Below are 24,853 nucleotides of genomic sequence, written 5' to 3' on the forward strand. Positions count from 1 at the left end.
ATACTTTATTGTAATAACGTAAATGGAGGGATATTTAGCTATGGAAACGATATTTAAACGCCGCAGTGTGCGTAAATATACGGAGACACCGGTAACAGATGCGCAGGTAAAACAGATCATCCGGGCGGGAATGGCCGCGCCGAGTGCGAAGAACAGCCAGGAATGGGTATTTGTTGTTTTGCGCGACCCGGAAATTTATAAGAAATTTTCGGAAGTCCATGTGAATGCTTTCGCAATGAAAACAGCTCAGGCGGCCATACTTGTCTGTGCGGATTTATCGAAGGAGCAGGATCCGGGACAGGGCTGGTGGATTCAGGATTGTTCCGCGGCTATGGAAAACATGCTGCTTGAGGCAACGGATCTGGGACTTGGTTCCTTATGGCTTGGCGTATACCCGAAGGCAGACCGGGTGGCCTGCATGAAGGAGGTTTGCAAACTGCCGGAGAACGTGGAACCGCTGGGAATTATTGCGCTGGGCGAGTCGACAAAAGAGCGGCCGGCCATCGACAGATATCTTGAGGATCGGGTGTTTTTAGACACTTACGGAAATTCGTGGGAGAAATAGAGGTAAAACGGAATGAAGAGTCTTATTACAAGGGAAGAAGCGTTGGCTCTGCTTCGAAAATATAATAAAGAGCCGTTTCATATTCAGCATGGTCTGACTGTGGAGGGAACGATGCGCTGGTATGCAAAAGAGCTGGGCTATGGCGAGGAAGAGGACTACTGGGGCATTGTCGGTCTGCTTCATGATATTGATTTTGAACTGTATCCGGAGGAACATTGCGTAAAGGCGCCGGAGCTTTTGAGAGAAGCGGGCGTTGGCGAGGATATGATCTATTCGATCTGCAGCCACGGTTATGGCATCTGCTGTGATCTGGAGCCGAAGCATGAGATGGAAAAGGTGCTCTTTGCTGCGGATGAATTGACAGGGCTGATCGGAGCTGCGGCCCGGATGCGTCCTTCAAAAAGTGTTATGGATATGGAAGTTTCAAGTCTTAAAAAGAAATTTAAGGATAAGCGGTTTGCTGCCGGATGCTCCAGAGATGTCATTCGCCAGGGAGCGGAACGGCTTGGATGGGAATTAAATGATCTGTTTGAGAAGACAATTCTGGCGATGCGCTCCTGCGAAAGTTATATTAATGAAGAATGTAGAAATTTAGTGTTGAATGAAGACGAGTTTTGAATTAATATATATAGTATCTATCTATTATTACGGGGGTGAAGAAGAATGACAGGTGCAGATGCTATGGTAAAATGTTTGGAAGCTCAGGGAATCGATGTGGTATTCGGCTATCCGGGAGTAGCGATCGCTCCGCTTTTTAATAGCCTGTATCATTCAAAGATTCAGAGCATTTTAGTCCGTCAGGAGCAGAATGGCGGACATGCAGCCAGCGGTTACGCCCGTGTAACAAGAAAACCGGCGGTTTGTATCGCCACTTCAGGTCCGGGGGCAACCAATCTGATTACCGGTATTGCTACGGCCTATGCGGACAGTATACCGATGGTGGCGATCACCGGGCAGGTATCGACCCGCCTTTTGGGAAAAGACGTTTTTCAGGAGGCAGATATTACCGGTGCATGCGAACCATTTGTAAAATACAGTTACCTTGTTAAAGATGTAAAGGATATTCCGAGAATTTTTAAGGAAGCTTTTTATATTGCTTCCACGGGAAGGCAGGGCCCGGTGCTGATCGATGTGCCGATTGATATCCAGGAACAGGAATTTGAATATAAAGAACCGGGTGAGGTTTCAATCCGGGGCTATAAACCAAAGGTAAAGGGGCATATTGTTCAGATAAAGAAGGTCGTTGAGGCGATACAGAAAGCAAAGAAACCGTTGATTTGCGCCGGCGGCGGTGTTGTTCTCGGCCATGCGGAACCGGTCATCCAGGAATTTTGCGAGAAATACAGTATTCCGGTGGTTACTACCATGATGGGTGTCGGAAGCATGCCAAAACGGCATCCGTTGTTTTTCGGGATGCTTGGAACTAACGGAAAGCCTTATGCAAACCGGGCAGTGGCGGAGAGCGATCTGCTCATCATCGTCGGGGCCAGAGTGAATGACCGTTCCATCGGCGCATTGTCGAAGCTGGAGCAGGACCGTCTCATTATTCATATTGATATTGATACGGCGGAGATTGGAAAGAATATCGGGCCGACGATTCCTCTTGTCGGCGATGCCCGTCTTATTTTTGAGAGCCTGCTGGGATATGATATTCAGGTTTCCTTTGAGGATTGGGTTGAACGGCTGCGCAGTATAAAAGTCAACTGTGTGGATCATCGGACATTCCATGAAGGTTTTATTAATCCGTGTTTGTTTGTTGAGCATTTGACGGAGAGAATGGACGAGGATGCGGTCTATGTTGCGGATGTGGGGCAGAACCAGCTTTGGTCGGCGGACAACTATGTGATGAAAAAGGGTCGTTTTTTGACGACCGGCGGTTTTGGAACGATGGGTTATGCCATTCCTGCGGCAATCGGTGCAAAAATGGCGGCGCCGGAGCGGCAGGTCGTTGCGGTCTGCGGAGACGGTTCCTTCCAGATGTCCATGAATGAGCTGGCGACCATGCTTCAGAATAATATTAAGATCAAGATTATTATCATGAAGAATATGTATCTCGGCCTTGTCCGTGAATATCAGTATAATAATTATAATGAGAATTATATTGCGGTGGAACTGGGAGATATTCCGAATCTGAAAAAGATTGCGGAAGCCTACGATATGGATTATTTTCATCTGAGAGATATGTCAAAAATGGATGAGACGATTGAGAAGTTCCTCGCCTGTGAGAATTCAGCGTTGCTTGTCTGCCATGTGTATAAATTTGATAAAGTAAAGGAGTAGAGGCCGATGAAAGGTATATTTTCCGTACTGGTTGAAAACCAGGCCGGTGTGTTGTCAAAAACTGCCGGGCTGTTTGCAAGGCGTGGTTATAATATCGACAGCCTTGCCGTTGGAGAAACAGATAATCATGAGATATCCAATATGACCATCGTCTCTACAGGAGATGCAAGAGTCATTGATCAGATTGAAAAACAGTTAAATAAAAAGGTCGATGTCATTAAGGTGCGGCGTCTGAAAGAAATGCAGAGTGTGTGCCGGGAACTTCTGATGATAAAGATTTCTTATAATAATACGACCCGGAAGGATATTATGGAAGTCTGCATGCTTATGAACGCGAAGGTTTCCCATGTATCTATGAAAAGTATGATCGTTGAACTGGAAGCAAGTCCGGATATCATAGAGAGCTTTATCAAGATTGTTCAGCCATTTGGCATTATCGAGATGGCGCGAACCGGAGTTATTGCGCTTCAAAAGGATGAATAAAGTCGAAATATGAAATATCGGCATAAATTTTCAGCAAGGAAATATTTGCCAAAATTTTGAGAAAGTGGTAGAATTCGGGGTAGAAGGACGACAGATTTTATTTTTGCGGCACAACATCGGGGGGAGACAACTTATGAATCAAAAATCGCAAACCACGGAAGAAGCATTGGTTGCAGGTATGAAGCATTTAATCACTGTGATGCCTTTTGAAAAGATAACCGTGAAAGAGATCGCTGATGCGGCGAATGTAAAACGTCCGACATTCTACAATCATTTTAAGGATAAGTATGATGTTGTCGAGTATATTCTTAAACAGGAGTTGATCGAACCGGCCCGGACACTGGTATCCTGTGATATGCTTGAGGAGGCTACCCGCCTGATGCTTGTCACGATGAAAAAGGAGAAAGAGTTTTATATCCGCGTGGCGAAAATTGGAGAGGACCGTATTTTTCATCGGATCGTCAGGCAGCTTTTAAAAGATTTGCTGCTGGATGTCATGCGGGAGCGGATGGTCGATGATGATAATGGAAATCCAATGCTGACGATGGATAATATCGCGGAGTATTATGCTTATTGTATTACCTTTGGCATAAGTAAGTGGATACAGAAGGGGATGCGGATGGATGTGGAAGAAGTTCTTGAGGCATTTAAGGTATTGTTATCCAGGTCGTTGCTGGATTTAATTTATCGTCGCAGCGGCGAACAAAATCTGACAAATATCGCCGAAAAATGACATTTTGTGCCAAGTGTCAAAAATAGTAAACAAAAGATAAAGATTGAATCTTAACAGATTCAATCTTTTTTTTTATGATGAGTGGTAAATAAAGACAGAAATATTTAATAGAATAATAGAGGGGCGGTGGACGAATGGCGATTGGCGTTGTGGTCATCATCGCACTTGGCGTGGGGACCCATATTTTTGAGAATACAATGAAAGTAGGAGCCACCCAGGCAAGTCTGAGCAGAAAAAAAATGGTGATACTCGGTGCGGTTTTTGGAGCCATCCAGATGCTGTTGATGCTTTTAGGTTTTTTTCTTACCTGGATGATCGAAGAAAATTGCGAGATGGATATGGTTAACCATATTTATCGAAATGCCGCTTTGATTTTTTTGTTTATATTTATAGCCAAAGGATTGTTTGAGGGAATATATGTTAAAGAATTTTTTGAATGTCGGGCAGAGCCTTTATCCTTAAAACAGTGGGCTATACAGGCTGCGCGGGCCGGAATTGAGGCTTCCGTTGTCGGAATGAGTATTACATACTTGAATCCGGATACATTGTATGATATGATTTGTGTCTTATGTGTTAGTATTTTATCCGCGATCAGCGGACTTTGGGTTGGATATTGGGGCGGCGTTAAAGGCCAGCGCGCATTAAACCTTGGCGGCGCATTTATGCTGGCAGTCGCTGGCGTTTATATGATCGTACGCCGGAAAGCAGGTATTTAAGAAGGAGGAAATGTTATGAATACAGCAATTAGTAATTTGTCTCATGCTATGCAGAGAAAGGCCGTTGGAGTGTTGGTGGATACCGTATTGAAGCAGGTAGATAAGGACAGGGAGAAGGGGTTCCTGGATGCGGTAAATCTGGCCGAACAGTTTTGGGGAAAGGGATTTACGAAAGCGGATTACGATAAAGTAAGAGCCGCCATTAAAGATCCGAATAATAAATGGATACGTTATATCAACCGGGTATTGGACGAAACAAATCCAAACGTGGCAAAAACGGCGATCATGAATCTGGGTTTTGAAGCGTTTATCCGCGGAACAAAAATGATTCGTAAAAACCGGGAAATTTATAATTGTAATATTCCGTGGCTTATTTTATTTGATCCTACTTCCGCATGCAACATGCACTGCGAAGGGTGCTGGGCCGGAACTTACGGCAATAAACATAATCTGAGTTTTGAAGATATGGATAAGATTATTACGGAGGGCAAGAAGCTGGGAATTTATCTTTATATGCTGACCGGCGGTGAACCGCTGGTGCGCAAGAAAGACGTTCTGCGGCTGGCTGAAAAGCACAATGATGTTGAGTTCTCTATTTATACGAATTCCACATTGATTGATGATGCCTTTTGTCAGGAGGTTGTCCGGCTTGGAAATATCACATTCCAGCTCTCCATCGAAGGTACGCCGGAGACAAATGATGCCCGCCGCGGTGACGGACATTATGACGCGGTAATGAACGCCATGGATTTGTTTAAGAAATACGGTATTATTTTCGGGACATCCATCTGCTATACCCGTTATAATATCGAGGCAGTCACCAGCGATGAATTTTTGAAGATGATTTCGGAAAAGGGAGCGCGTTTTGGTTTCTATTTCCATTATATGCCGGTAGGTAATAATGCGGTGCCGGATTTGATGCCGACGGTGGAACAGCGTAAATATATGATTCAGAGGATCCGGCATATCCGTTCCGCTGAATCGGATATCGAATTCTTCCCTATGGATTTCCAGAATGACGGTGAATATGTGGGCGGATGTATTGCCGGAGGACGAAATTATTTCCATATCAATTCGGCCGGAGATGCGGAACCGTGTGTATTTATCCATTATTCCAATGCGAATATCCACGATATGTCGATTCTTGAGATTTTGAAGAGTCCATTATTTATGGCTTATCATGAGGGACAGCCGTTCAATAAGAATCATCTGCGCCCGTGTCCAATGCTGGAGAATCCGGAAATGCTCCAGGAAATGGTGCATCGGACCGGGGCCCACAGCACAGATTTGGAATCTCCGGAGCCGGTAGAGCATCTTTGCGGCAAGTGTACGGAATATGCCGCCAGCTGGCAGCCGAGCGCCGATGATATCTGGAATCATACGGAGCATAAAAAGAAACAGTATGAGAATTATAAAAAGCCGACGGAGGACAAAGCTGTCGGAGCTTAATTAAAATCCATCTATTGTCATAATGCTGCATTTTCGTTATAATTAGGGTCAGGATAAAAACTGATGAAGGGAAGTAACGAGAATGCAGCATTTTGATAGTGATTATATGGAGGGCGCCCATCCGGCCATATTGCAGCGGCTGATGGAGACAAACATGGAAAAAACGCCGGGCTATGGGACGGATATATATTGTGAGAGGGCAAAGAAAAAAATTCTTGATGCCTGCGGCTGTCCCGAAGGAGAAGTTTATTTTATGGTTGGCGGAACCCAGGTGAATTCGACGGTCATCGGTTCTGTGCTGAAATCCTATGAAGGTGTTGTTGCCGCTGAGACAGGGCATATCAGTGTTCATGAAGCCGGCGCCGTGGAGGCCACGGGCCATAAGGTATTGACAATTCCGGGCGTGCAGGGGAAACTTTTGCCGGAAACACTGAAAACATATATGGAAAATTATTATAGTGATGAAAATCATGAACATATGGTTTGGCCGGGGATGGTCTATATTTCCCATCCGACAGAATATGGGACTTTGTATACAAAAGAGGAACTGGAAGGCCTGCATGAAGTCTGCCGTGCGTATCGCATGCCTTTGTATTTGGACGGCGCCCGCTTGGGCTACGGCCTTATGGCGGAGGGAACGGACGTCACCCTGAAGGATATTGCGGCCGCGTGTGATGCTTTTTATATCGGAGGTACGAAAGTCGGCGCTCTTTTCGGAGAGGCGGTGGTTTTGCCGAAGTCGGGAATGATACCTCATTTTTTTACAAGTATCAAGCAGCATGGAGCTCTTCTGGCAAAGGGGCGTATTCTCGGTATTCAGTTTGACACCCTGTTTACGGATAATTTATATTTTGAGATCAGCCGTCATGCCATCGATATGGCGATGAAGCTTAAGAAAGGGCTTATGGAACGGGGATATACATTTTATCTGGACACGCCGACAAATCAGCAGTTTGTTATTTTGGATGACCGTCAGCTGGCGGCTTTGGACGGCAGGGTTTCTTACAGCTTCTGGGAAAGACTGGAGGATGGACGGACAGTTGTCCGCTTCGCATCCAGCTGGGCGACGCTGGAAGAAGATGTGGATGAATTATTGGAAATTTTAGGACAGGTGAATAAGAATGTATAATGAATTGACGGAAAATGATATAAAAAAGATGGAAGAGGAGATCGAATATCGAAAACTGGTCGTTCGCAAAAATGCTCTTGAGGCGGTCAAGGAGGCCCGTTCCCACGGAGATTTGAGCGAGAATTTTGAATATCATGCGGCGAAAAAAGAAAAAAATCAGAATGAAAGCCGGATCCGTTATCTTGAGAGAATGATACGGACAGTAAAGATCGTCACCGATGAATCCAAAGAGGACGAAGTGGGTCTGAATAATTTTGTGGACGTTTATTTTGAGGATGATGATGAAACGGAGCGGTTTAAGCTGGTGACGACGATTCGCGGCAATTCGCTGGAAGGGCGTATCAGCACCGAATCTCCGATCGGCAAGGCGATTTTCGGGCATAAAGTCGGCGACCGGGTGTATGTGGAGATCAACGATAAGCAGGGATATTATATTGTGATTAAGAATATAGAGAAAATTCAGGATGATGATTCGGACCCGATTCAGAAATTTTAGAAATATTTTAGGAAAAATCCAGTAAAGTTTAATTGAATTCCCGGCGGGGGTAGGGTATAGTAATATCATTGTATGAATGGAAGGACGATGCGTATGCGTAACAGGTTACAGCGTTTTATGATGGGACGTTATGGAATTGATAAAATGAGCCAGGTATTTTCGGTGTGTTCTCTGATTTTGGTGGCTCTGGGGATTTTCCTGAGAATTTCGGTATTTTACTGGATTGGCTTGATATTGATCGGCTATATTTATTTTCGTATGCTGTCCAGGGATATACCTAAAAGATATGCGGAAAATCAGGCCTTTTTGCGGCATTACTATCGTCTGACCGGATGGTTTACCGGTAAGAAGCAGTCTATGGAGCGGAATAAGGGATACCATATTTATAAATGTCCTCAGTGTAAGCAGAAAGTCCGGGTTCCGAAGGGCAAAGGGAAGATCAGCATCCATTGCCCGAAATGCGGGACGGATTTTATCAAGCGAAGTTAGGCGGATTCTATGTTTGGATATGTGGTTATTAATGAACCGGAATTGAAAATTAAAGATTATCGGGAATACAGAGGGGTATATTGCGGGTTGTGTCAGACATTGAAGCGCAGGTATGGCCCCTTTGGTCAATTATGCCTGAATAATGATATGACTTTTATGGCGATGCTGCATATGTCCCTTTATGAAGATGAGGAAACAGGAAAAGAACAAATGTATCGCTGTCTGCTCCATCCGACACGCAAGTTAAAAATATATGAGAATGCCTGTCTGGATTATGCGGCGGATATGACGTTGGTTTTGAGCTATTATCTGCTCAGGGATCATTGGAAGGATGACAGAAAGCTCCGGGCCCTGGTGCAGATGCATCTGATTCAGGGAAAGGTGCGCAAGCTGACCCATCGCTATCCGAGACAGTTTCGCGCGGTGAAAAATTATGTTTTCCGGTTGGAGGCGGCGGAACGGTCCGGCGAGAGGGATCTGGATGTGCTGGCCGGGCTGACGGGGACAATGCTCGGAGAAATTATGAACTGGAAAGAAGATATCTGGGCGGAAATGCTGACGGATATTGGTTTTTATCTTGGAAAGTTCATTTATCTGATGGATGCCTATGAGGATTTGGACAGGGATGTCAAAAAACACCGGTTTAATCCATTGACGGCATATAAAGTCCAGCCGGATTTTGAAAAAAAGATATTTTCTATGCTGGATTTAATGATGGCGGACTGCGCACGGAGTTTTGAGAAGCTTCCATTAAGCTTAGATGTTGAAATTTTACGGAATATACTGTATGCTGGAGTATGGAGTAAGTATATGAAGATCAGAAGTGATAGAAACAAAACGGAGGAAGTTAAGGATGAATCCTTATGATATATTAGGCGTTTCACCATCGGCGACGGATGAAGAGATTAAAAAAGCTTATCGGACTCTGAGCAGGAAATACCACCCGGATGCCAATGTGGGTAAACCGGGAGAGAAGGCGGCCGAAGAGAAATTCAAACAAGTTCAGCAGGCCTATACTCAGATTATGAAGGAACGGGAGCAGGGATATAAAACCTACGGTTATCAAAACAATAACCAAACAGCCGGTGGAGATACGGATACGGTGGAGATGCAGGCGGCGGCGAACTTTATTAACAGCCGGCGCTTCAGGGAGGCCCTAAACGTTTTGGAGGGTATTCAGAACCGGAATGGCCAGTGGTATTATTTTTCTGCCATTGCCAATGCGGGGCTCGGGAACAACCTGAAAGCCCAGGAAATGGCCCGTCAGGCCATGGAAATGGAGCCAAATAATGCTCAATATCAAATGCTGTGGCAGCAGCTCCAGTCCGGCCAGCAGTGGTATGGGAACATGGCCGGAAATTATGGCCGCCCGGAGATGTCTATGGACAATATATGCTGTCAGATTTTAGCGTTAAATATGATGTGCGGCTGTTGCTGCCGCCCGTGTTAAATAAAGAAAATAGCCTCGAATGGCCGAAAAGTATGATACCTTCCGGTTATTGTTCTATGAGTAAACTGAATTGGACAGATTGTATTTATTTTAGTACAATATGAGCAAGTTAAGGATACAAGGGTAAGAACAATAGCATGGGAGGTATTATTATGGGAAAAATTATGAGCGCAAAAGAAGCATCGATGTTGGTTAAGGGCGGAGACACGATTGCAGTTGGCGGTTTTGTCGGATGTAATCATCCGGAGGAATTGACAGTAGCTTTGGAAAAACGTTTTCTGGCTACAGGCTGCCCGAGAGATTTGACGCTTGTTTACGCAGCCGGACAGGGTGATGGCAAGGACAAAGGATTAAATCACCTTGGACATGAAGGTATGCTTAAAAAGATTATTGGGGGCCATTGGGGGCTTACACCGAAGCTTCAGAAGCTTGCGGTGGAAAACAAGGTGGAGGCTTATAACCTGCCGCAGGGCGTTATTACGCATCTTTTCAGAGATATTGCGGCAGGGAAGCCGGGAACCATTACACATGTTGGATTGGAAACATTTGTCGATCCTCGGTTGGACGGCGGAAAGATCAATTCAAAAACAACAGAGGATATAGTGAAACTTATCGAATTAGATGGAGATGAGTTCCTCTATTATAAATCTTTCCCTATTGACGTGGCATTCATCCGGGCCACTTATTGTGACCCGGAAGGGAATGCCTGCATGAGAAAAGAAGCGGTAACGCTGGAAAGTCTTTCCATTGCTCAGGCGGTTAAAGCCTCCGGCGGAAAAGTCATCCTTCAGGTAGAAAGCGTTGTTGAGGGCGGAAGTATTGACCCGAGACTTGTAAAGATTCCTGGAATCTATGTGGATGCCATTGTTATCTCGGAGCCGGAAAATCATATGCAGACCTTTGGCGAGAGTTTCAATCCGGCCTATTGCGGAGACATCCGTGTTCCGGTGGACAGTCTGAAACCGATGGAATTGGGGGTTCGCAAGATCATCAGCCGCCGCGCGGCACTTGAATTGCAGAGCAATGCGATTATTAATCTTGGAATCGGTATTCCGGAGGGTATTGCCAGTGTGGCGAATGAAGAAGGCGTTAAAGGCCTCAAGCTGACCGTAGAATCCGGTCCGATCGGCGGTGTTCCGGCGGGCGGCAAGAGCTTTGGCGCGGTATCCAATCCGGATTGTATTCTGGATCAGCCATATCAGTTTGATTTCTATGATGGCGGCGGTTTGGATATGGCATTCCTTGGCCTGGCCCAGTGTGATGAAGCCGGAAATATCAATGTCAGCAAATTTGGGCCGAAGATTGCGGGCTGCGGAGGTTTTATCAATATTACTCAGAATGCAAAGCGGGTTGTTTTCTGCGGAACATTCACGGCCGGCGGTTTGGAAGTCGCTGTTGAAGACGGAGAACTTCGTATTCTTCAGGAAGGAAAGAGCCGCAAGTTTATGAATCATGTAGAGCAGATTACCTTCAGCGGACACTATGCACAGCGCCTGGGCAAAGATGTTCTTTATATCACTGAACGCGCTGTGTTTAAATTGACAGAAGGCGGCCTGATGCTCATCGAAATTGCGCCGGGTGTTGACCTTGAAAAAGACATTCTTGCACATATGGACTTCAAACCTTTGATTTCCAAGGATTTGAAACCTATGGCTGATTTCCTCTTCCGTGAGGAATTGATGGACCTTTCCAAAAAAATTGCATAAATTGTTAGAATCATAGCTTTGCCTATGCAGGGGCGGTTTTTCAACGAATATTTACGTTGGGGGGCCGTCCTTTTTTTACCCCCCTTTTCAAATGAAAGGGGTTAGTGTAAAATAAATATAAAATGATGAAACAGAATGGAGCGATAGAATGCTTGAGAAACTTCGGGGACGCAAGCCGTCGTTGATTGAAATGGGGAGTTATCGACGCTCGGCGGTGGTGATACCGCTGATTGAAACAGAGAAGGGGTATGAAGTGCTTTTTGAGGTGCGGGCGATCGGTCTGAAACACCAGCCCGGGGAAATCTGTTTTCCGGGAGGCGGATGTAATAGGGGCGAAGCGGCGGAAGCGGCCGCATATCGGGAAATTTGTGAGGAATTATTGCTTTCGCCGGAACAGATTCAGATTGAAGCGCCGATGGATATTTTTATATCCCCTTTCAATATGATGATTTATCCTTATCTGGGGATCCTGAGAGGATATCAGGGGACTTTCAGCCGGGATGAAGTACATGAAGTGTTTACAGTGCCTTTAAGTTTTTTTATGGAAAATGAACCGAGAATCTACTATAATAATGTGTATACAGAACCGCCGGAAGACTTTCCGTGGGACAAGGTTCAAAATGGATACAAATATCGCTGGAATACCGGGAAATATCCGGTTGTATTTTATGAATATGAAAACAGGGTGATCTGGGGAATTACAGCGCGGATCATGCGAAGCACGGTGCAGATTATGCGGGATGCCGGATGGGAGATAAAAGATTGAAGATGAAAAAGATAAAGAAAAATGCGATTGTGGAAGCTCAGAAACGGAAAAAGAAAATCCTTGAATTTTATTATATGACGCCGGAAAAGACGGATGCCAGGGAATTAATGTCACTGGTAAAATCCGTGGATGAGGAGAAAGTGGATATATGGCCGGAATTAAATTTAATGGAAGTGGTTTTGGACAGTGATTCACTTATTTTTCAGGATGGCCGGGAATGTTTTATCGATCCTCTGGATTTGGAATTTATTGCGGAAAAGAAGATTCAGTCCATCTATGTAGTCAGCTATGAAGAGGGAGATTCGATGAAAGCCCGGACAGTCATTAAAGAAATCATGGAAGCCAAAGGCGGATTTTTGTGCAGTGATACGGAAGATTTTGAACCGATGTACACGGCAGATACGATTTTATAATATGGAATAATTTTGTGGAGATAAATTTATGAAATACGATATTTTATTTTGGGATATAGATGGAACACTGATGGATTTTAAGCGAGCCGAAGCTAAGGCGTTGAGCCAGAGCCTCAGAGAGGTTGATGTGATTCCGACAGAAGAACTGATTTCCGAATATTCTCAAATTAATATTTCTTATTGGAAGCGTTTGGAGACGGGGGAATTGACAAAGGCTGAGGTGCTTCTCGGCCGTTTTGTGGAATTCCTGGGAAAGAGGAAGATCAAGGCCGATCCGGAAGCCTTTTTGATGAGCTATGAGGGACACCTCGGTCATGCCTGGTTTATCCAGGACAATTCCCTTGAATTATGCAAGGAGTTGAAAGAGAAGGGGCTGCGGCAGTACGTGGTTACAAATGGATGGGTAGATGTTCAAAAGACAAAACTGAAAGAATCCGGTTTTGACAAAATTATGGATGGCAGTTTTATATCGGATGAATTGGGCGTGCCAAAACCTAAAAAGGAATTTTTTGAAGCTTGTTTTGAGCAGATATTTGGAACTAAGGAGCCGTCGCCGTCACAGTTGAGCAGGATGTTGATTATCGGCGATTCTTTAACCAGCGATATGAAGGGCGGTGTGAACGCCGGAATAGACTGCTGTTGGTATCGGCCTGCCGGTGAGGCCAACACAGAAAATATTTCTGTGGATTATGAGATTGAGGATTTGTGGCAAATCTGGAATATTTTAGAGGAACACGTTTAAATTCAAAATAAAGTTTAGATGGCAAAATATAATTTATTTTTAAAGTATGTAACCCACTATGACACTTTCAAGATGAAAGGTGAATAGTGGGTTTTTGTAATCCGGAGGCTTCCTCCTTGAAATATGGGCCTATTCCCGGCTCCAGCGGCCGGAAGCACCGCATGGAAGAATCAGTCCGTTGCTTGATACGGGCAGTCCGACTTCATCGGAAATAACGTGACCGCCGAATTTTGGAACTAATTCAGTGGACAGCATATAGGTCAGCACTGCCGGCTGTAAACCGGTCGTATAGGAATTCATAAGATAAAACAGCGGTTTATCGCTGAGAAGCTTTGCGCATAATTGGATAAACGGATGGATATTGGTTTCAATTTTCCATATTTCTCCTTTTGGACCGCGGCCGTAGGATGGCGGATCCATAATGATAGCGTCGTAACTGTTTCCGCGTCGTATTTCTCTTTCGACAAATTTTACGCAGTCATCCACAATCCAGCGGATCGGCGCCTCGGCCAGACCGCTGGAACGGGCATTTTCCCTAGCCCAGGTGACCATTCCCTTTGAAGCATCCACATGGGTGACGCTGGCTCCGGCAGCCGCGGCAGCGCAGGTGGCTCCGCCGGTATATGCAAAAAGATTTAATATTTTAATGGGACGGTGAGCATCCCGGATCAATTTGCTGAACCAGTCCCAGTTTGCAGCCTGTTCAGGAAAAAGACCGGTGTGCTTAAAACTAAATGGTTTTAAATTAAAGGTAAGACTGCCATAATGGATTGCCCACTGTTCCGGCAGATCAAAAAATTCCCACTGACCGCCGCCTTTATTGCTGCGGTGATAGTGACCGTTCATTTTCTTCCATCCCCTGTGAGTTTTTGGCGTGTTCCATATAACCTGCGGGTCTGGACGAACAAGAAGATATTTGCCCCAGCGTTCCAGCTTTTCACCGCCGGATGTATCGATAACCTCATAATCTTTCCAATGATTGGCAATAAACATAATGACACCTCTTCGTGCTTTTTCTACTTATATATAATACATGAGGGACTTTGTTTTGTCCATCCCGGCCATTGCGGATAATGTTAAAGTTTTTAGAATGGCCGACAGGAATTGACAGGTTTTTTAAAAATATATCTATGGAATTCGTGAAAAATGAACTATAATTATAAAAGAGGGATATTGAAGCGGGGGAAGGATCGGATGAATAATTTATTAGATTTTAGCAGGTACAATAAAGCGTTGAATTTGGAACAGCTTAAATCTGAAGGGATTGATGCGGTTGCGGATGAATTGGCCTATACCCGGGAAGTTTATGAGAAGTTAAGCGCCATTTTTGAGGATTCCCAGGACGGCTTTTTTATCACTGACGGTGAAGGCCGGATTCTGAAGGTGAATAAGGCCTATGAGGAAATGTCGGGGATTAAAGGCGAAGAAATTTTGGGGAAGAATGTGAGGGAACTGGAGGGAAAATTAATTTCTTATTCAGCTTCCTTAATTACCATTCAGTCCGGCAAACCGATGACCATAGAGCAGACATTTTATAGAACCGGGAGAAAGGCCTATATCAGCAGTACGCCGATTTTTGATGAGGACGGCAATATCTCCATGATTGTGAGCAACACGAGAGATTTCCAGATGATTGAAGACCTGCGCCGGGAATTAACACGGAAAAATGAGCAGGTTTTGGAATATGAAGAACGGATTAAAACCATCGCGCAACAGAATATCAATCAGTCTCAGCTTCTTGTGAATGATCCCCGAATGTATGAAACTATTTATAAGGCGTCGAAGGTGGCTGATAAGGACGCAACAGTATTGATTCAGGGAGAGACCGGCACAGGGAAAGAAATGCTGGCAAATTTTATTCATCAGAACAGCCTGAGAAAGGATAAGATCATGCTCTGTTTGAATTGCGGGGCAATTTCAAAGGATTTGATTGAAACAGAGTTGTTCGGCTATGTGGGCGGCGCGTTTACCGGCGGTCTGCCGAAGGGGAAGCCGGGATATTTTGAGATCGCTGATGGAGGAACGTTGTTTTTGGATGAAATTGGCGAGCTTCCCTTTAATGTTCAAATGAAGCTTTTGCGGACCCTCCAGGAAAAAGAAATTATACGGGTTGGCGCAGGAAAACCAAAAACGGTAGATGTGCGGGTGATTGCCGCGACGAACAGAGATTTAATGCAGATGGTTGAGCAGAATGAATTCCGGGCGGACCTTTATTACCGTTTAAATGTGGTGAATATTGAAATACCGCCGCTGAGAGAGCGAAAGAGGGATATTGTTCCGTTGGCCAATCTGTTTTTGAAACGTTTTAATGATAAGTTTAAGACGAATAAAAGACTTAGCGCCTATTCCTATAAAATGCTTGAAGATTATGATTGGCCGGGAAATGTTCGGGAACTCAAAAATACGATAGAGAAAATGGTCATATTGAGTGATGAGGATATTATATCTGTGGCAGATATAAAAAAAGAGGAATCCCGTTTCCACGTTGAACAGCAGGAAATTGGAAACGTGAATCTGAAAGAGACCCTGGAAAGAATCGAACTGAAATATATTAAAGAATACTATGAACAGTATCAAACGTTGGAGAAGACGGCGGCAAAACTTGGGGTGAATATAAAGACACTTTCAAGAAGAAAAAGGTATCTCGAAGAAAAATATATGTCGGATGAGACGGATTTTAATAAGAATAATTCTCAAATATAAGAAATATCTCATAAATGAGAAAGAGAAAAGAAAAAGAATTCTCATAATTGAGAAAAAACACTAAAAGAACTGATGGAAAAACGGAGAAGTTATCCGTCAGTTCCTTATTTTACAGGCTTTTTCATTCTGTTTCTAAGTTGGCACGAAATATGCTATTAGTTAAATTGATAACAAAAATGGCAGAGAAAAGCTAAAATAAAAAAGGAGAGGTAACTATGGCTTTAATGACAGGTAAAGAGTATGAAGAAAGTTTAAAGAAAATGAAGATGCGGATTTTCCTTTTCGGTGAGGAAATTCAGACTGCTGTAGGCAATCCGATTCTGCAGCCAGCGATCAATTCGGTTAAAGCAACCTATGATCTGGCTCAGATGCCGGAATATGAAGATTTAATGACGGCAACATCCAATCTCACCGGTGAAAAGATTAATCGTTTTACCCATATCCATCAGAGTGCTTCGGATTTGGTGAAAAAAGTAAAAATGCAGCGTCTGCTCGGACAGAAGACTGCGGCCTGCTTCCAGCGCTGTGTTGGCATGGATGCTTTCAATGCAGTGTACAGCACAACTTATGAAGTGGACCAGAAATGCGGCACCCATTATCATGAGAATTTCAGAAAGTTTGCTGCGTATGTTCAGGAAAATGACCTTGTTGTCGATGGCGCGATGACAGATACAAAGGGTGACCGCAGCCTTGCACCTTCCAAACAGGCTGACCCGGATCTGTTCCTTCATGTGGTTGAACGCCGCCCGGACGGCATCGTTGTCCGCGGTGCAAAAGCCCATCAGACAGGTATTGTTAATTCCCATGAAGTTCTTGTTATGCCGACGATCGCTATGGGGCCGGATGATAAAGACTATGCCGTTTCTTTTGCAGTGCCGCTGGATTCCGAAGGCCTTATTATGGTTGTCGGACGTCAGAGCTGCGATACAAGAAAAACAGAAAACAGCCCATTGGATGTGGGCAATGATGTTTACGGCGGAATGGAAGCCCTGACTGTATTTGACAATGTATTTGTTCCGAATGACCGTATTTTCTTAAATGGTGAAACAGAATTTGCCGGTATGCTTGTTGAGCGGTTTGCCGGATATCACAGACAGAGTTACGGCGGATGTAAAGTCGGCGTGGGTGATGTTCTGATCGGAGCTTCCGCATTGGCTGCCGAATATAACGGCGCCGAGAAAGCTTCTCATGTTAAGGATAAACTGATTGAAATGACTCATTTGAATGAGACTTTATACTGCTGTGGCATTGCCTGTTCCGCGGAAGGTACGGAAACTGCTTCCGGAAACTATCTCATCGATTTGATGCTGGCAAATGTATGTAAGCAGAATGTTACCCGCTTCCCGTATGAGATCGCCCGTCTGGCACAGGATATCGCCGGAGGTCTGATGGTAACTCTGCCGTCTGAAAAAGATATCAACCATCCGGTAGCCGGACCGTATATCAAAAAATATTTTGCAGGCACATCGACAACCTCTGTTGAAAACCGTTTCAAAATCATGCGTCTGATTGAAAACCTTACTCTGGGTACGGCAGCCGTCGGCTACCTGACAGAGTCCCTCCACGGTGCGGGAAGCCCTCAGGCACAGAGAATTATGATTTCCAGACAGAGCAATATGCCGGGTAAAAAACAGTTGGCAAAAGATATTGTACATATTGAAGATTAATGGATTGAAATTATGAAAAAATTGCAGTAAAATTTCACCAGAGGCAGAACTTTGGGTATTAAAAAGTTCAGTCTCTGGTGTTTTCGTAAAAATGCAAAAAAAAACTTGCATATTGTTGGCAAATCATGTATAATAACGAATGTTGTGACATTGATAGCTTTGAAGCGTGAGGTTGCTGCAGGCCATGCAGGTGTTCCGTGGAGCGAATGTCAAGTTATGAAACTGGCGACAAGTCACTGTACAATGTAGAACCATCTGTGAGGAACAGAGATGACGTGTGCGTAGAAAGAAAAGGACACACACGGGAAGATGTACAGTCACCGCTTGTCGTACTGAATGTAAAAGTGCGAAAAGGAGGCGACTTTTTTTATGGCAAGTCAAGTTATGAGAATTACGTTAAAAGCGTATGACCACAAATTAATCGATCAGAGTGCCGGAAAAATTATCGAAACTGTAAAGAAAACGGGGTCTAAGGTGAGCGGACCGGTGCCGCTGCCGACAAAGAAGGAAGTAGTTACGATTCTTAGAGCTGTTCACAAATATAAAGATTCCCGGGAACAGTTTGAGCAGAGAACGCATAAGAGATTGATTGATATCATCACACCGACTCAGAAGACTGTAGACGCATTATCCAGATTGGAGATGCCTGCTGGTGTGTACATCGACATCAAGATGAAAACAAAATAATTAATGATGGAAATTATCCTTAGTGTTGAGGAAGTATATAGATTGCCGCTCGGCAAGGTTACCGAATCAATACATCTAGGATGATTGCACATACAGTGTAATCCGCTGTAGATGAAACAGGAGGTAAATATGAAGAAAGCGATTTTAACAACCAAAGTTGGAATGACTCAGATTTTCAACGAAGATGGAGTTTTGACTCCGGTGACAGTTCTTCAGGCTGGCCCATGTGTGGTAACACAGGTTAAGACTGTAGAAAATGATGGATACGCTGCAGTTCAGGTTGGATTCGGCGATATCAGAGAAAAATTAGTGAACAAACCGATGAAGGGCCATTTTGCAAAAGCAGGCGTTGCTCCGAAGAGATTTGTTCGGGAATTCAGATTAGAAGATGCTGAAAGCTATGCTGTAGGTCAGGAGATCAAGGCAGATGTTTTTGCTGCCGGCGATAAGATTGATGCTACTGCCAAGTCCAAAGGTAAAGGCTTCCAGGGCGCAATTAAGAGACACGGACAGTCCAGAGGACCTATGGCTCATGGTTCCAAATACCACAGACATGCAGGTTCCAACGGTTCCGCAACAACACCGGGCCGCGTTTTCAAAGGAAAGAAAATGCCGGGACATATGGGTGCAGTAAGAATCACTGTTCAGAACCTTGAGGTTGTCAGAGTTGATGCTGAACAGAACTTAATCTTAGTTAAAGGTGCGGTGCCGGGACCTAAGAAATCTTTAGTAATGATTAAGGAATCAACCAAAGCCTAATGAGCTTTGAGGAAGGAGGACATACAGATGGCAAATGTATCTGTTTATAATATCGAAGGCAATCAGATTGGCGAGATGGAATTAAGCGATGCTGTGTTTGGCGTTGAGATCAACGAACATCTTTTACACATGGCTGTTGTAAATCATCTTGCTGCAAAACGCCAGGGAACGCAGAGCGCAAAAACCCGTTCTGAGGTCAGCGGCGGAGGAAAGAAACCATGGAGACAGAAAGGAACCGGTCATGCAAGACAGGGTTCAACAAGAGCTCCGCAGTGGACAGGCGGTGGCGTTGTATTTGCTCCGAAGCCAAGAGATTATTCTTTCAAATTAAATAAAAAAGAAAAGAGAGCGGCTCTTAAATCCGCATTATCTTCCAGAGTTGCTGAAAACAAAATGATCGTTTTGGATGCGTTCAATATGGAAGAGATCAAGACAAAGAAATTCAAAGCTGTTATGGATGCTTTAAAAGTTTCCAAAGCATTGGTGGTTGTTGATAATAATAACAATGTTGTATTATCCGCAAGAAATATTCCGGATGTGAAGACAGCTTCCACAAGCACAATCAACGTATACGATATTCTGAAATATGACACATTAGTGGTTACTCAGGATGCAGTTGCTACAATCCAGGAGGTGTACGCATAATGGCTGATATTAAATATTATGACGTAATCCTTAAACCAGTGATTACAGAAAAGAGTATGAACCAGATGGCTGAGAAAAAATACACTTTCTTGGTGCATCCGCAGGCAACAAAAAGCCAGGTAAAAGAAGCTGTTGAAAAAATGTTCGAAGGAACAAAAGTCGCAAGCGTGAACACAATGAACTGCGAAGGCAAAAACAAACGCCGCGGCATGGTTTACGGAAAAACAGCAAAAACAAAAAAAGCAATCGTTAAATTAACAGAAGACAGCAAAGATATTGAAATCTTCGCCGGACTGTAAGACTTGTTAATGTTAATAAGATCTGCTGAAACTATAAAATATACGCAAACAAGCGTGACAATAAATCAGACACTTGAAAGGAGTGAACATAATGGGTATTAAGACATTTAACCCATATACACCTTCCAGAAGACATATGACCGGCTCTGATTTCGCGGAGATCACAAAATCCACACCGATGAAATCCTTAGTTGCCAAAAAGAAAAAAACAGCCGGCCGTAATAATCAGGGGAAAATTACAGTTAGACATCATGGCGGCGGCGCAAAACAGAAATATAGAATTATCGACTTTAAGAGAAACAAAAAAGATGGTATTCCTGCTACAGTTAAAGCGATCGAATACGATCCGAACAGAACAGCAAATATCGCTTTGATCTGCTATGCAGACGGTGAATATTCCTATATCCTGGCTCCAAACGGACTTCAGGTTGGAATGAAAGTTATGAGCGGTGCCGGCGCTGAAGTCAGAGTGGGCAACTGCCTGCCGCTTTCTGAAATTCCTGTTGGTACTCAGGTACACAACATTGAGTTATATCCTGGCAAGGGTGGCCAGCTGGTTCGTTCCGCTGGTAACGCTGCTCAGTTAATGGCTAAAGAAGGAAAATATGCAACCCTTAGATTACCATCCGGTGAAATGAGAATGGTACCGATTAACGGCCGTGCTACGATCGGACAGGTTGGCAATACAGATCACGAGCTGATCAACATCGGTAAAGCCGGTCGTAAACGTCACATGGGTATCCGCCCGACAGTCCGCGGTTCTGTTATGAACCCGAATGACCATCCACACGGTGGTGGTGAAGGACGTGCGCCAATCGGACGTTCTGGCCCAATGACTCCATGGGGCAAACCGGCACTGGGCCTTAAGACTCGTAAGAAGAACAAGAAATCCAATAAGATGATTGTTCGCAGACGCGATGGAAGCATGATTAAATAAGAATAATCTAAGGAGGTAAGACGCATGTCTAGATCATTAAAAAAAGGACCATTTGCAGATGCAAGCTTACTTAAAAAAGTAGCCGCTATGAACGCTGCAGGCGACAAGTCTGTTATTAAGACCTGGTCCCGCCGTTCTACAATCTTCCCGCAGATGGTTGGACATACAATTGCTGTACATGATGGCAGAAAACATGTTCCGGTATATGTTACTGAAGATATGGTTGGTCATAAATTAGGAGAATTCGTTGCCACTCGTACTTACAGAGGACATGGCAAGGATGAAAAGAAAGCAAGACGTTAGTTTGAAAGGAGGTTTTATCCATGGCTAAAGGACATAGAAGTCAGATTAAGAGAGAAAGAAATGCGAATAAAGATACGCGGCCAAGCGCAAAGTTATCCTATGCCAGAGTATCCGTTCAGAAAGCGTGCTTCGTTCTCGATGCGATCAGAGGCAAGGATGTAAAAACAGCATTAGCAATTTTGGCATACAACCCAAGATATGCTTCTACAGTTATAGAGAAATTATTGAAATCTGCAATTGCAAATGCAGAGAACAACAATGGAATGAACCCAGATAACTTATTCATTGAAGAGTGCTATGCAGATAAAGGACCTACAATGAAGAGAATTCAGCCGAGAGCACAGGGCAGAGCTTATCGAATCGAAAAGAGAACAAGCCATATTACCATTGTGCTGAATGAGAGATAGGAGGAAAATCATGGGACAGAAAGTTAATCCTCACGGCCTCAGAGTCGGAATTATTAAGGATTGGGATTCCAGATGGTATGCAGAAGCTGATTTTGCAGATAATCTGGTAGAAGATTATGAGATCAGAAAATACCTTAAAAAGAGATTATACAATTCAGGTGTAGCTAAAATCGAAATCGAAAGAGCATCTGACCGTCTGAAAATTATCATCTACACAGCAAAACCTGGTGTAGTTATCGGTAAAGGTGGTTCTGAGATCGAAAAAGTTAAGAAAGAACTTCAGAAGTTCACAGATAAAAAATTACTTCTTGACATCAAAGAAGTAAAGAGACCAGAAAGAGATGCTCAGCTTGTCGCTGAAAACATCGCCGCTCAGTTGGAAAATCGTATTTCTTTCCGTAGAGCAATGAAATCTGCAATGCAGAGAACAATGAGAGCTGGATGCCAGGGTATTAAGACTTCCGTATCCGGTCGTCTTGGCGGAGCTGATATGGCTCGTACAGAATTCTACAGCGAAGGTACTATTCCGCTTCAGACACTTCGTGCTGACATTGATTACGGATTTGCAGAAGCTGATACAACTTATGGTAAAGTTGGTGTTAAAACATGGATTTACCATGGAGAAGTACTTCCAGTAAAGGGAACAAAGGAAGGGAGCGATAAATAATGTTAATGCCTAAAAGAGTTAAACGTCGTAAGCAGTTCCGTGGTACTATGAAAGGAAAGGCAACACGTGGCAATAAAATTTCTTATGGTGAATATGGTATCGTAGCCTTGGAGCCAGGTTGGATTAAGTCAAACCAGATTGAGGCAGCCCGTATCGCTATGACACGTTACATTAAACGTGGTGGTAAAGTTTGGATCAAAATTTTCCCAGATAAACCAGTAACTACAAAACCTGCTGAAACACGTATGGGTTCCGGTAAAGGGTCCCTTGAATACTGGGTAGCAGTTGTTAAGCCGGGCCGTGTAATGTTTGAAATTGCCGGTGTGTCTGAAGAAGTGGCCAGAGAGGCTCTTCGTCTTGCAACACATAAGCTTCCTGTAAAATGTAAAGTTGTTTCTCGCGAAGACTTAGAAGGCGGTGATAACAGTGAAAATTAATGTATATGTAGAAGATTTAAAAAAGAAATCAGCTGCAGAATTAAATGACGAATTAGTAGCTGCTAAAAAGGAACTTTTCAACCTGAGATTCCAGAACGCAACAAATCAGTTAGATAACACAAGCAGAATCAAAGAAGTTCGCAGAAACATCGCAAGAATTCAGACAGTTATCTCTGAAAAAGCGAACGCTGCACAGTAATCTGGAAAGGAGGAATTTGTTGTGGAAAGAAACCTTAGAAAAGTAAGAGTTGGAAGAGTAGTCAGCAATAAGATGGATAAAACGATCGTTGTTGCTATTGAAGACCGTGTAAAACATCCTCTTTATAAGAAGATTGTTAATAGAACTTACAAATTGAAAGCTCACGATGAAGCAAATGAATGTAACATTGGTGACAGAGTAAAAGTGATGGAAACAAGACCGTTATCCAAAGATAAGAGATGGAGACTTGTGGAAATCGTTGAAAAAGCTAAATAATTGGTTTTGGATTAAGGAGGTAACGTCATGATTCAACAGGAGACTAGACTTCGTGTTGCTGACAATACAGGTGCAAAAGAATTACTCTGCATCCGCGTATTAGGTGGTTCAACAAGAAGATATGCGAATATCGGTGACATTATCGTTGCTTCGGTCAAAGATGCAACACCAGGCGGTGTTGTAAAGAAGGGCGATGTTGTTAAAGCCGTTGTAGTTCGTACTGTAAAGGGTGCCCGCCGTAAAGACGGTTCATATATCAGATTCGATGAAAATGCTGCAGTTATCATCAAGGATGATAATAATCCAAGAGGAACTCGTATTTTTGGACCTGTAGCCAGAGAACTGAGAGAGAAACAGTTTATGAAGATTGTTTCCCTGGCACCGGAAGTACTTTAAGGAGGCGCCAACCATGATGAAAATTAAGAGAGATGACCTTGTAAAGGTAATCGCAGGTAAAGATAAAGGTAAAGAAGGCAAAGTTATTGCTGTAAATCATAAAAAAGGTACTGTTCTTGTAGAAGGTGTGAATATGGTTACAAAACATACAAAACCATCTCCTCAGAATCAGGCCGGCGGCATCGTTACTCAGGAAGCCCCGATCGATGCGTCCAATGTTATGTATGTTTACAAAGGAAAAGCAACACGTGTCGGTTTTGCTGAGAAAGACGGCAAAAAAGTTCGTATTGCTAAGCATAAAGACTTCAAAGGCGAAGTTATTGACTAATTGAGAAGGGAGGTTATTCGCGGTGAGTAGATTAAAAGATATGTACTACAATGAAATCGTTCCGGCAATGATTTCAAAGTTTGGATATAAAAATGTTATGCAGGTACCGAAAATCGATAAAATCGTTTTGAACATGGGCGTTGGCGAAGCTAAAGACAACGCTAAAGTTCTGGAATCTGCTGTAAAAGATATGGAAATTATTGCAGGTCAGAAAGCTATTACGACCAAAGCAAAAAATTCCGTTGCCAACTTCAAGATCAGAGAGGGTATGGCTATTGGATGTAAGACAACTCTGAGAGGCGAAAAGATGTATGAGTTCGCAGATCGTCTGATTAACCTTGCACTGCCACGTGTACGTGACTTTAGAGGTGTAAATCCGGATGCGTTTGACGGAAGAGGTAACTACGCTTTAGGTATTAAAGAACAATTAATCTTCCCTGAAATCGAGTATGACAAAGTTGATAAGGTTAGAGGTATGGATGTTATTTTCGTTACAACAGCCCATACAGATGAAGAAGCTCGTGAATTATTAAGATTATTTGGCATGCCATTTAAAAAGTAGTTAGGAGGGAAATCCATGGCTAAAACAGCGATGAAAGTTAAACAGCAGCGCCCACAGAAATTCTCTACCAGAGAATACAATCGTTGCAGAATCTGCGGACGTCCGCATGCATATTTAAGAAAATATGGAATCTGCCGTGTATGCTTCCGTGAACTGGCATACAA

The 24,853-nt window shown here is 43.7% G+C and carries 34 protein-coding genes; 33 read left to right on the plus strand and 1 reads right to left on the minus strand.

Annotated elements, in window-relative coordinates:
- Positions 1–40: 40 nt before the first annotated feature.
- The 16 genes from ACMN7X_RS00230 to ACMN7X_RS00305 all read left to right on the plus strand — a co-directional run bounded on the left by ACMN7X_RS00230 (position 41) and on the right by ACMN7X_RS00305 (position 13,417).
- Positions 41–565, plus strand: coding sequence for a nitroreductase family protein (locus tag ACMN7X_RS00230; protein ID WP_418745511.1), 525 nt, complete (start codon positions 41–43; stop codon positions 563–565).
- Positions 566–577: 12 nt separating this feature from the next.
- A complete protein-coding gene (locus ACMN7X_RS00235; protein WP_418745512.1) occupies positions 578–1,183 on the plus strand; it encodes a hydrolase in 606 nt (201 codons plus the stop codon).
- 45 nt (positions 1,184–1,228) lie between these two features.
- Positions 1,229–2,845 carry a biosynthetic-type acetolactate synthase large subunit gene (gene ilvB, locus ACMN7X_RS00240; RefSeq protein WP_418745513.1) on the plus strand — a complete coding sequence of 539 codons (1,617 nt, stop codon included), beginning with the start codon at positions 1,229–1,231 and terminating at the stop codon, positions 2,843–2,845.
- Between the two features lie 6 nt (positions 2,846–2,851).
- A complete protein-coding gene (gene ilvN, locus ACMN7X_RS00245; protein WP_418745514.1) occupies positions 2,852–3,328 on the plus strand; it encodes an acetolactate synthase small subunit in 477 nt (158 codons plus the stop codon).
- A 133-nt stretch (positions 3,329–3,461) separates the two neighbouring features.
- Positions 3,462–4,061, plus strand: a complete 600-nt coding sequence (locus ACMN7X_RS00250) for a TetR/AcrR family transcriptional regulator C-terminal domain-containing protein (RefSeq protein ID WP_418745515.1) — start codon at positions 3,462–3,464, stop codon at positions 4,059–4,061.
- 134 nt (positions 4,062–4,195) lie between these two features.
- Positions 4,196–4,777, plus strand: coding sequence for a manganese efflux pump (locus tag ACMN7X_RS00255; protein ID WP_418745516.1), 582 nt, complete (start codon positions 4,196–4,198; stop codon positions 4,775–4,777).
- A gap of 15 nt (positions 4,778–4,792) precedes the next feature.
- Positions 4,793–6,226 (plus strand): radical SAM protein, encoded by a 1,434-nt coding sequence (locus ACMN7X_RS00260; RefSeq protein ID WP_418745517.1) that lies wholly within the window; start codon positions 4,793–4,795, stop codon positions 6,224–6,226.
- 82 nt (positions 6,227–6,308) lie between these two features.
- Positions 6,309–7,355, plus strand: coding sequence for a threonine aldolase family protein (locus ACMN7X_RS00265; protein ID WP_418745518.1), 1,047 nt, complete (start codon positions 6,309–6,311; stop codon positions 7,353–7,355).
- Entirely contained in the window at positions 7,348–7,851 is a 504-nt protein-coding gene (greA, locus tag ACMN7X_RS00270) for a transcription elongation factor GreA (protein ID WP_418745519.1), read from the plus strand. The genes ACMN7X_RS00265 and greA overlap by 8 nt, the downstream gene beginning before the upstream one ends.
- A gap of 93 nt (positions 7,852–7,944) precedes the next feature.
- Positions 7,945–8,340: a hypothetical protein gene (locus ACMN7X_RS00275; protein ID WP_418745520.1), complete on the plus strand. Its 396-nt coding sequence runs from the start codon at positions 7,945–7,947 to the stop codon at positions 8,338–8,340.
- Positions 8,341–8,349: 9 nt separating this feature from the next.
- Complete coding sequence (locus ACMN7X_RS00280; protein ID WP_418745521.1) at positions 8,350–9,207, plus strand: DUF5685 family protein; 858 nt, start codon at positions 8,350–8,352, stop codon at positions 9,205–9,207.
- The gene (locus ACMN7X_RS00285; protein ID WP_418745522.1) at positions 9,194–9,790 is read left to right on the plus strand and encodes a J domain-containing protein; all 597 of its coding nucleotides are present in this window, start codon (positions 9,194–9,196) and stop codon (positions 9,788–9,790) included. The genes ACMN7X_RS00280 and ACMN7X_RS00285 overlap by 14 nt, the downstream gene beginning before the upstream one ends.
- 152 nt (positions 9,791–9,942) lie before the next feature.
- Positions 9,943–11,496, plus strand: a complete 1,554-nt coding sequence (locus ACMN7X_RS00290) for an acyl CoA:acetate/3-ketoacid CoA transferase (protein ID WP_418745523.1) — start codon at positions 9,943–9,945, stop codon at positions 11,494–11,496.
- A 148-nt stretch (positions 11,497–11,644) separates the two neighbouring features.
- Positions 11,645–12,262, plus strand: coding sequence for an NUDIX hydrolase (locus tag ACMN7X_RS00295; protein ID WP_418745524.1), 618 nt, complete (start codon positions 11,645–11,647; stop codon positions 12,260–12,262).
- A 2-nt stretch (positions 12,263–12,264) separates the two neighbouring features.
- Positions 12,265–12,675 (plus strand): hypothetical protein, encoded by a 411-nt coding sequence (locus tag ACMN7X_RS00300; protein WP_418745525.1) that lies wholly within the window; start codon positions 12,265–12,267, stop codon positions 12,673–12,675.
- Between the two features lie 28 nt (positions 12,676–12,703).
- Entirely contained in the window at positions 12,704–13,417 is a 714-nt protein-coding gene (locus ACMN7X_RS00305; protein WP_418745526.1) for a YjjG family noncanonical pyrimidine nucleotidase, read from the plus strand.
- Between the two features lie 129 nt (positions 13,418–13,546).
- On the opposite strand, the gene ACMN7X_RS00310 is transcribed toward ACMN7X_RS00305, so the two are convergent.
- A complete protein-coding gene (locus tag ACMN7X_RS00310; protein ID WP_418745527.1) occupies positions 13,547–14,410 on the minus strand; it encodes a class I SAM-dependent methyltransferase in 864 nt (287 codons plus the stop codon).
- A 201-nt stretch (positions 14,411–14,611) separates the two neighbouring features.
- On the opposite strand from ACMN7X_RS00310, the gene ACMN7X_RS00315 reads away from it, so the two are divergent.
- The 17 genes from ACMN7X_RS00315 to ACMN7X_RS00395 form a co-directional block, all read left to right on the plus strand.
- Complete coding sequence (locus ACMN7X_RS00315; RefSeq protein ID WP_418745528.1) at positions 14,612–16,120, plus strand: sigma-54 interaction domain-containing protein; 1,509 nt, start codon at positions 14,612–14,614, stop codon at positions 16,118–16,120.
- A 215-nt stretch (positions 16,121–16,335) separates the two neighbouring features.
- Positions 16,336–17,787, plus strand: a complete 1,452-nt coding sequence (locus ACMN7X_RS00320; protein ID WP_418745529.1) for a 4-hydroxyphenylacetate 3-hydroxylase family protein — start codon at positions 16,336–16,338, stop codon at positions 17,785–17,787.
- A gap of 369 nt (positions 17,788–18,156) precedes the next feature.
- Positions 18,157–18,474 (plus strand): 30S ribosomal protein S10, encoded by a 318-nt coding sequence (rpsJ, locus tag ACMN7X_RS00325; RefSeq protein ID WP_132091730.1) that lies wholly within the window; start codon positions 18,157–18,159, stop codon positions 18,472–18,474.
- Between the two features lie 129 nt (positions 18,475–18,603).
- A complete protein-coding gene (gene rplC / locus ACMN7X_RS00330; protein ID WP_418745530.1) occupies positions 18,604–19,233 on the plus strand; it encodes a 50S ribosomal protein L3 in 630 nt (209 codons plus the stop codon).
- A 27-nt stretch (positions 19,234–19,260) separates the two neighbouring features.
- On the plus strand, positions 19,261–19,878 hold the full coding sequence (rplD, locus tag ACMN7X_RS00335; protein WP_418745531.1) for a 50S ribosomal protein L4: 618 nt from the start codon (positions 19,261–19,263) through the stop codon (positions 19,876–19,878).
- The gene (rplW, locus tag ACMN7X_RS00340; RefSeq protein WP_132091739.1) at positions 19,878–20,177 is read left to right on the plus strand and encodes a 50S ribosomal protein L23; all 300 of its coding nucleotides are present in this window, start codon (positions 19,878–19,880) and stop codon (positions 20,175–20,177) included. Before rplD ends, rplW begins: the two co-directional genes overlap by 1 nt.
- A 91-nt stretch (positions 20,178–20,268) precedes the next feature.
- Positions 20,269–21,114 carry a 50S ribosomal protein L2 gene (gene rplB / locus ACMN7X_RS00345; RefSeq protein WP_418745535.1) on the plus strand — a complete coding sequence of 282 codons (846 nt, stop codon included), beginning with the start codon at positions 20,269–20,271 and terminating at the stop codon, positions 21,112–21,114.
- Positions 21,115–21,138: 24 nt separating this feature from the next.
- Complete coding sequence (gene rpsS / locus ACMN7X_RS00350) at positions 21,139–21,417, plus strand: 30S ribosomal protein S19 (protein ID WP_178040983.1); 279 nt, start codon at positions 21,139–21,141, stop codon at positions 21,415–21,417.
- A gap of 20 nt (positions 21,418–21,437) precedes the next feature.
- Positions 21,438–21,824 carry a 50S ribosomal protein L22 gene (gene rplV / locus ACMN7X_RS00355; protein ID WP_178040982.1) on the plus strand — a complete coding sequence of 129 codons (387 nt, stop codon included), beginning with the start codon at positions 21,438–21,440 and terminating at the stop codon, positions 21,822–21,824.
- A 10-nt stretch (positions 21,825–21,834) separates the two neighbouring features.
- A complete protein-coding gene (rpsC, locus tag ACMN7X_RS00360; protein ID WP_178625967.1) occupies positions 21,835–22,491 on the plus strand; it encodes a 30S ribosomal protein S3 in 657 nt (218 codons plus the stop codon).
- Positions 22,491–22,928 (plus strand): 50S ribosomal protein L16, encoded by a 438-nt coding sequence (gene rplP / locus ACMN7X_RS00365; RefSeq protein WP_178040980.1) that lies wholly within the window; start codon positions 22,491–22,493, stop codon positions 22,926–22,928. Before rpsC ends, rplP begins: the two co-directional genes overlap by 1 nt.
- Positions 22,918–23,127 (plus strand): 50S ribosomal protein L29, encoded by a 210-nt coding sequence (gene rpmC / locus ACMN7X_RS00370; protein ID WP_132091758.1) that lies wholly within the window; start codon positions 22,918–22,920, stop codon positions 23,125–23,127. Before rplP ends, rpmC begins: the two co-directional genes overlap by 11 nt.
- A 21-nt stretch (positions 23,128–23,148) precedes the next feature.
- The gene (rpsQ, locus tag ACMN7X_RS00375; RefSeq protein ID WP_418745532.1) at positions 23,149–23,403 is read left to right on the plus strand and encodes a 30S ribosomal protein S17; all 255 of its coding nucleotides are present in this window, start codon (positions 23,149–23,151) and stop codon (positions 23,401–23,403) included.
- 27 nt (positions 23,404–23,430) lie between these two features.
- Positions 23,431–23,799 (plus strand): 50S ribosomal protein L14, encoded by a 369-nt coding sequence (gene rplN, locus ACMN7X_RS00380; protein WP_418745533.1) that lies wholly within the window; start codon positions 23,431–23,433, stop codon positions 23,797–23,799.
- A gap of 13 nt (positions 23,800–23,812) precedes the next feature.
- Positions 23,813–24,127 (plus strand): 50S ribosomal protein L24, encoded by a 315-nt coding sequence (rplX, locus tag ACMN7X_RS00385; protein WP_418463169.1) that lies wholly within the window; start codon positions 23,813–23,815, stop codon positions 24,125–24,127.
- A 22-nt stretch (positions 24,128–24,149) separates the two neighbouring features.
- Positions 24,150–24,689 (plus strand): 50S ribosomal protein L5, encoded by a 540-nt coding sequence (rplE, locus tag ACMN7X_RS00390; protein WP_418745534.1) that lies wholly within the window; start codon positions 24,150–24,152, stop codon positions 24,687–24,689.
- A 15-nt stretch (positions 24,690–24,704) separates the two neighbouring features.
- Positions 24,705–24,853, plus strand: a 149-nt coding sequence (locus ACMN7X_RS00395; RefSeq protein WP_418745536.1) for a type Z 30S ribosomal protein S14, incomplete at its 3' end; no start/stop codon positions are given.

Origin of the sequence: Frisingicoccus sp. (assembly GCF_048388605.1) — a bacterium.
Classification (GTDB): Bacteria; Bacillota; Clostridia; order Lachnospirales; family Lachnospiraceae; genus Frisingicoccus.

Excerpts from the sequence above, each read along its gene's own strand:
- ACMN7X_RS00275 (WP_418745520.1), top strand. The coding sequence starts at position 7,945 with ATGCGTAACAGGTTACAGCGTTTTATGATGGGACGTTATGGAATTGAT.
- greA (WP_418745519.1), top strand. The coding sequence starts at position 7,348 with ATGTATAATGAATTGACGGAAAATGATATAAAAAAGATGGAAGAGGAG.
- rpsJ (WP_132091730.1), top strand. The coding sequence starts at position 18,157 with ATGGCAAGTCAAGTTATGAGAATTACGTTAAAAGCGTATGACCACAAA.
- ACMN7X_RS00285 (WP_418745522.1), top strand. The coding sequence starts at position 9,194 with ATGAATCCTTATGATATATTAGGCGTTTCACCATCGGCGACGGATGAA.
- ACMN7X_RS00290 (WP_418745523.1), top strand. The coding sequence starts at position 9,943 with ATGGGAAAAATTATGAGCGCAAAAGAAGCATCGATGTTGGTTAAGGGC.
- rplV (WP_178040982.1), top strand. The coding sequence starts at position 21,438 with ATGGCTAAAGGACATAGAAGTCAGATTAAGAGAGAAAGAAATGCGAAT.
- rplN (WP_418745533.1), top strand. The coding sequence starts at position 23,431 with ATGATTCAACAGGAGACTAGACTTCGTGTTGCTGACAATACAGGTGCA.
- ACMN7X_RS00320 (WP_418745529.1), top strand. The coding sequence starts at position 16,336 with ATGGCTTTAATGACAGGTAAAGAGTATGAAGAAAGTTTAAAGAAAATG.
- ACMN7X_RS00260 (WP_418745517.1), top strand. The coding sequence starts at position 4,793 with ATGAATACAGCAATTAGTAATTTGTCTCATGCTATGCAGAGAAAGGCC.
- rplB (WP_418745535.1), top strand. The coding sequence starts at position 20,269 with ATGGGTATTAAGACATTTAACCCATATACACCTTCCAGAAGACATATG.
- ACMN7X_RS00280 (WP_418745521.1), top strand. The coding sequence starts at position 8,350 with ATGTTTGGATATGTGGTTATTAATGAACCGGAATTGAAAATTAAAGAT.
- ACMN7X_RS00295 (WP_418745524.1), top strand. The coding sequence starts at position 11,645 with ATGCTTGAGAAACTTCGGGGACGCAAGCCGTCGTTGATTGAAATGGGG.
- ACMN7X_RS00315 (WP_418745528.1), top strand. The coding sequence starts at position 14,612 with ATGAATAATTTATTAGATTTTAGCAGGTACAATAAAGCGTTGAATTTG.
- ilvB (WP_418745513.1), top strand. The coding sequence starts at position 1,229 with ATGACAGGTGCAGATGCTATGGTAAAATGTTTGGAAGCTCAGGGAATC.
- ACMN7X_RS00310 (WP_418745527.1), bottom strand. The coding sequence starts at position 14,410 with ATGTTTATTGCCAATCATTGGAAAGATTATGAGGTTATCGATACATCC.
- rplW (WP_132091739.1), top strand. The coding sequence starts at position 19,878 with ATGGCTGATATTAAATATTATGACGTAATCCTTAAACCAGTGATTACA.
- ACMN7X_RS00235 (WP_418745512.1), top strand. The coding sequence starts at position 578 with ATGAAGAGTCTTATTACAAGGGAAGAAGCGTTGGCTCTGCTTCGAAAA.
- rplP (WP_178040980.1), top strand. The coding sequence starts at position 22,491 with ATGTTAATGCCTAAAAGAGTTAAACGTCGTAAGCAGTTCCGTGGTACT.
- rplD (WP_418745531.1), top strand. The coding sequence starts at position 19,261 with ATGGCAAATGTATCTGTTTATAATATCGAAGGCAATCAGATTGGCGAG.
- ACMN7X_RS00300 (WP_418745525.1), top strand. The coding sequence starts at position 12,265 with ATGAAAAAGATAAAGAAAAATGCGATTGTGGAAGCTCAGAAACGGAAA.
- ACMN7X_RS00305 (WP_418745526.1), top strand. The coding sequence starts at position 12,704 with ATGAAATACGATATTTTATTTTGGGATATAGATGGAACACTGATGGAT.
- ACMN7X_RS00230 (WP_418745511.1), top strand. The coding sequence starts at position 41 with ATGGAAACGATATTTAAACGCCGCAGTGTGCGTAAATATACGGAGACA.
- rpsC (WP_178625967.1), top strand. The coding sequence starts at position 21,835 with ATGGGACAGAAAGTTAATCCTCACGGCCTCAGAGTCGGAATTATTAAG.
- ACMN7X_RS00250 (WP_418745515.1), top strand. The coding sequence starts at position 3,462 with ATGAATCAAAAATCGCAAACCACGGAAGAAGCATTGGTTGCAGGTATG.
- rpsS (WP_178040983.1), top strand. The coding sequence starts at position 21,139 with ATGTCTAGATCATTAAAAAAAGGACCATTTGCAGATGCAAGCTTACTT.
- ACMN7X_RS00255 (WP_418745516.1), top strand. The coding sequence starts at position 4,196 with ATGGCGATTGGCGTTGTGGTCATCATCGCACTTGGCGTGGGGACCCAT.
- rplC (WP_418745530.1), top strand. The coding sequence starts at position 18,604 with ATGAAGAAAGCGATTTTAACAACCAAAGTTGGAATGACTCAGATTTTC.
- ilvN (WP_418745514.1), top strand. The coding sequence starts at position 2,852 with ATGAAAGGTATATTTTCCGTACTGGTTGAAAACCAGGCCGGTGTGTTG.
- rplX (WP_418463169.1), top strand. The coding sequence starts at position 23,813 with ATGATGAAAATTAAGAGAGATGACCTTGTAAAGGTAATCGCAGGTAAA.
- ACMN7X_RS00265 (WP_418745518.1), top strand. The coding sequence starts at position 6,309 with ATGCAGCATTTTGATAGTGATTATATGGAGGGCGCCCATCCGGCCATA.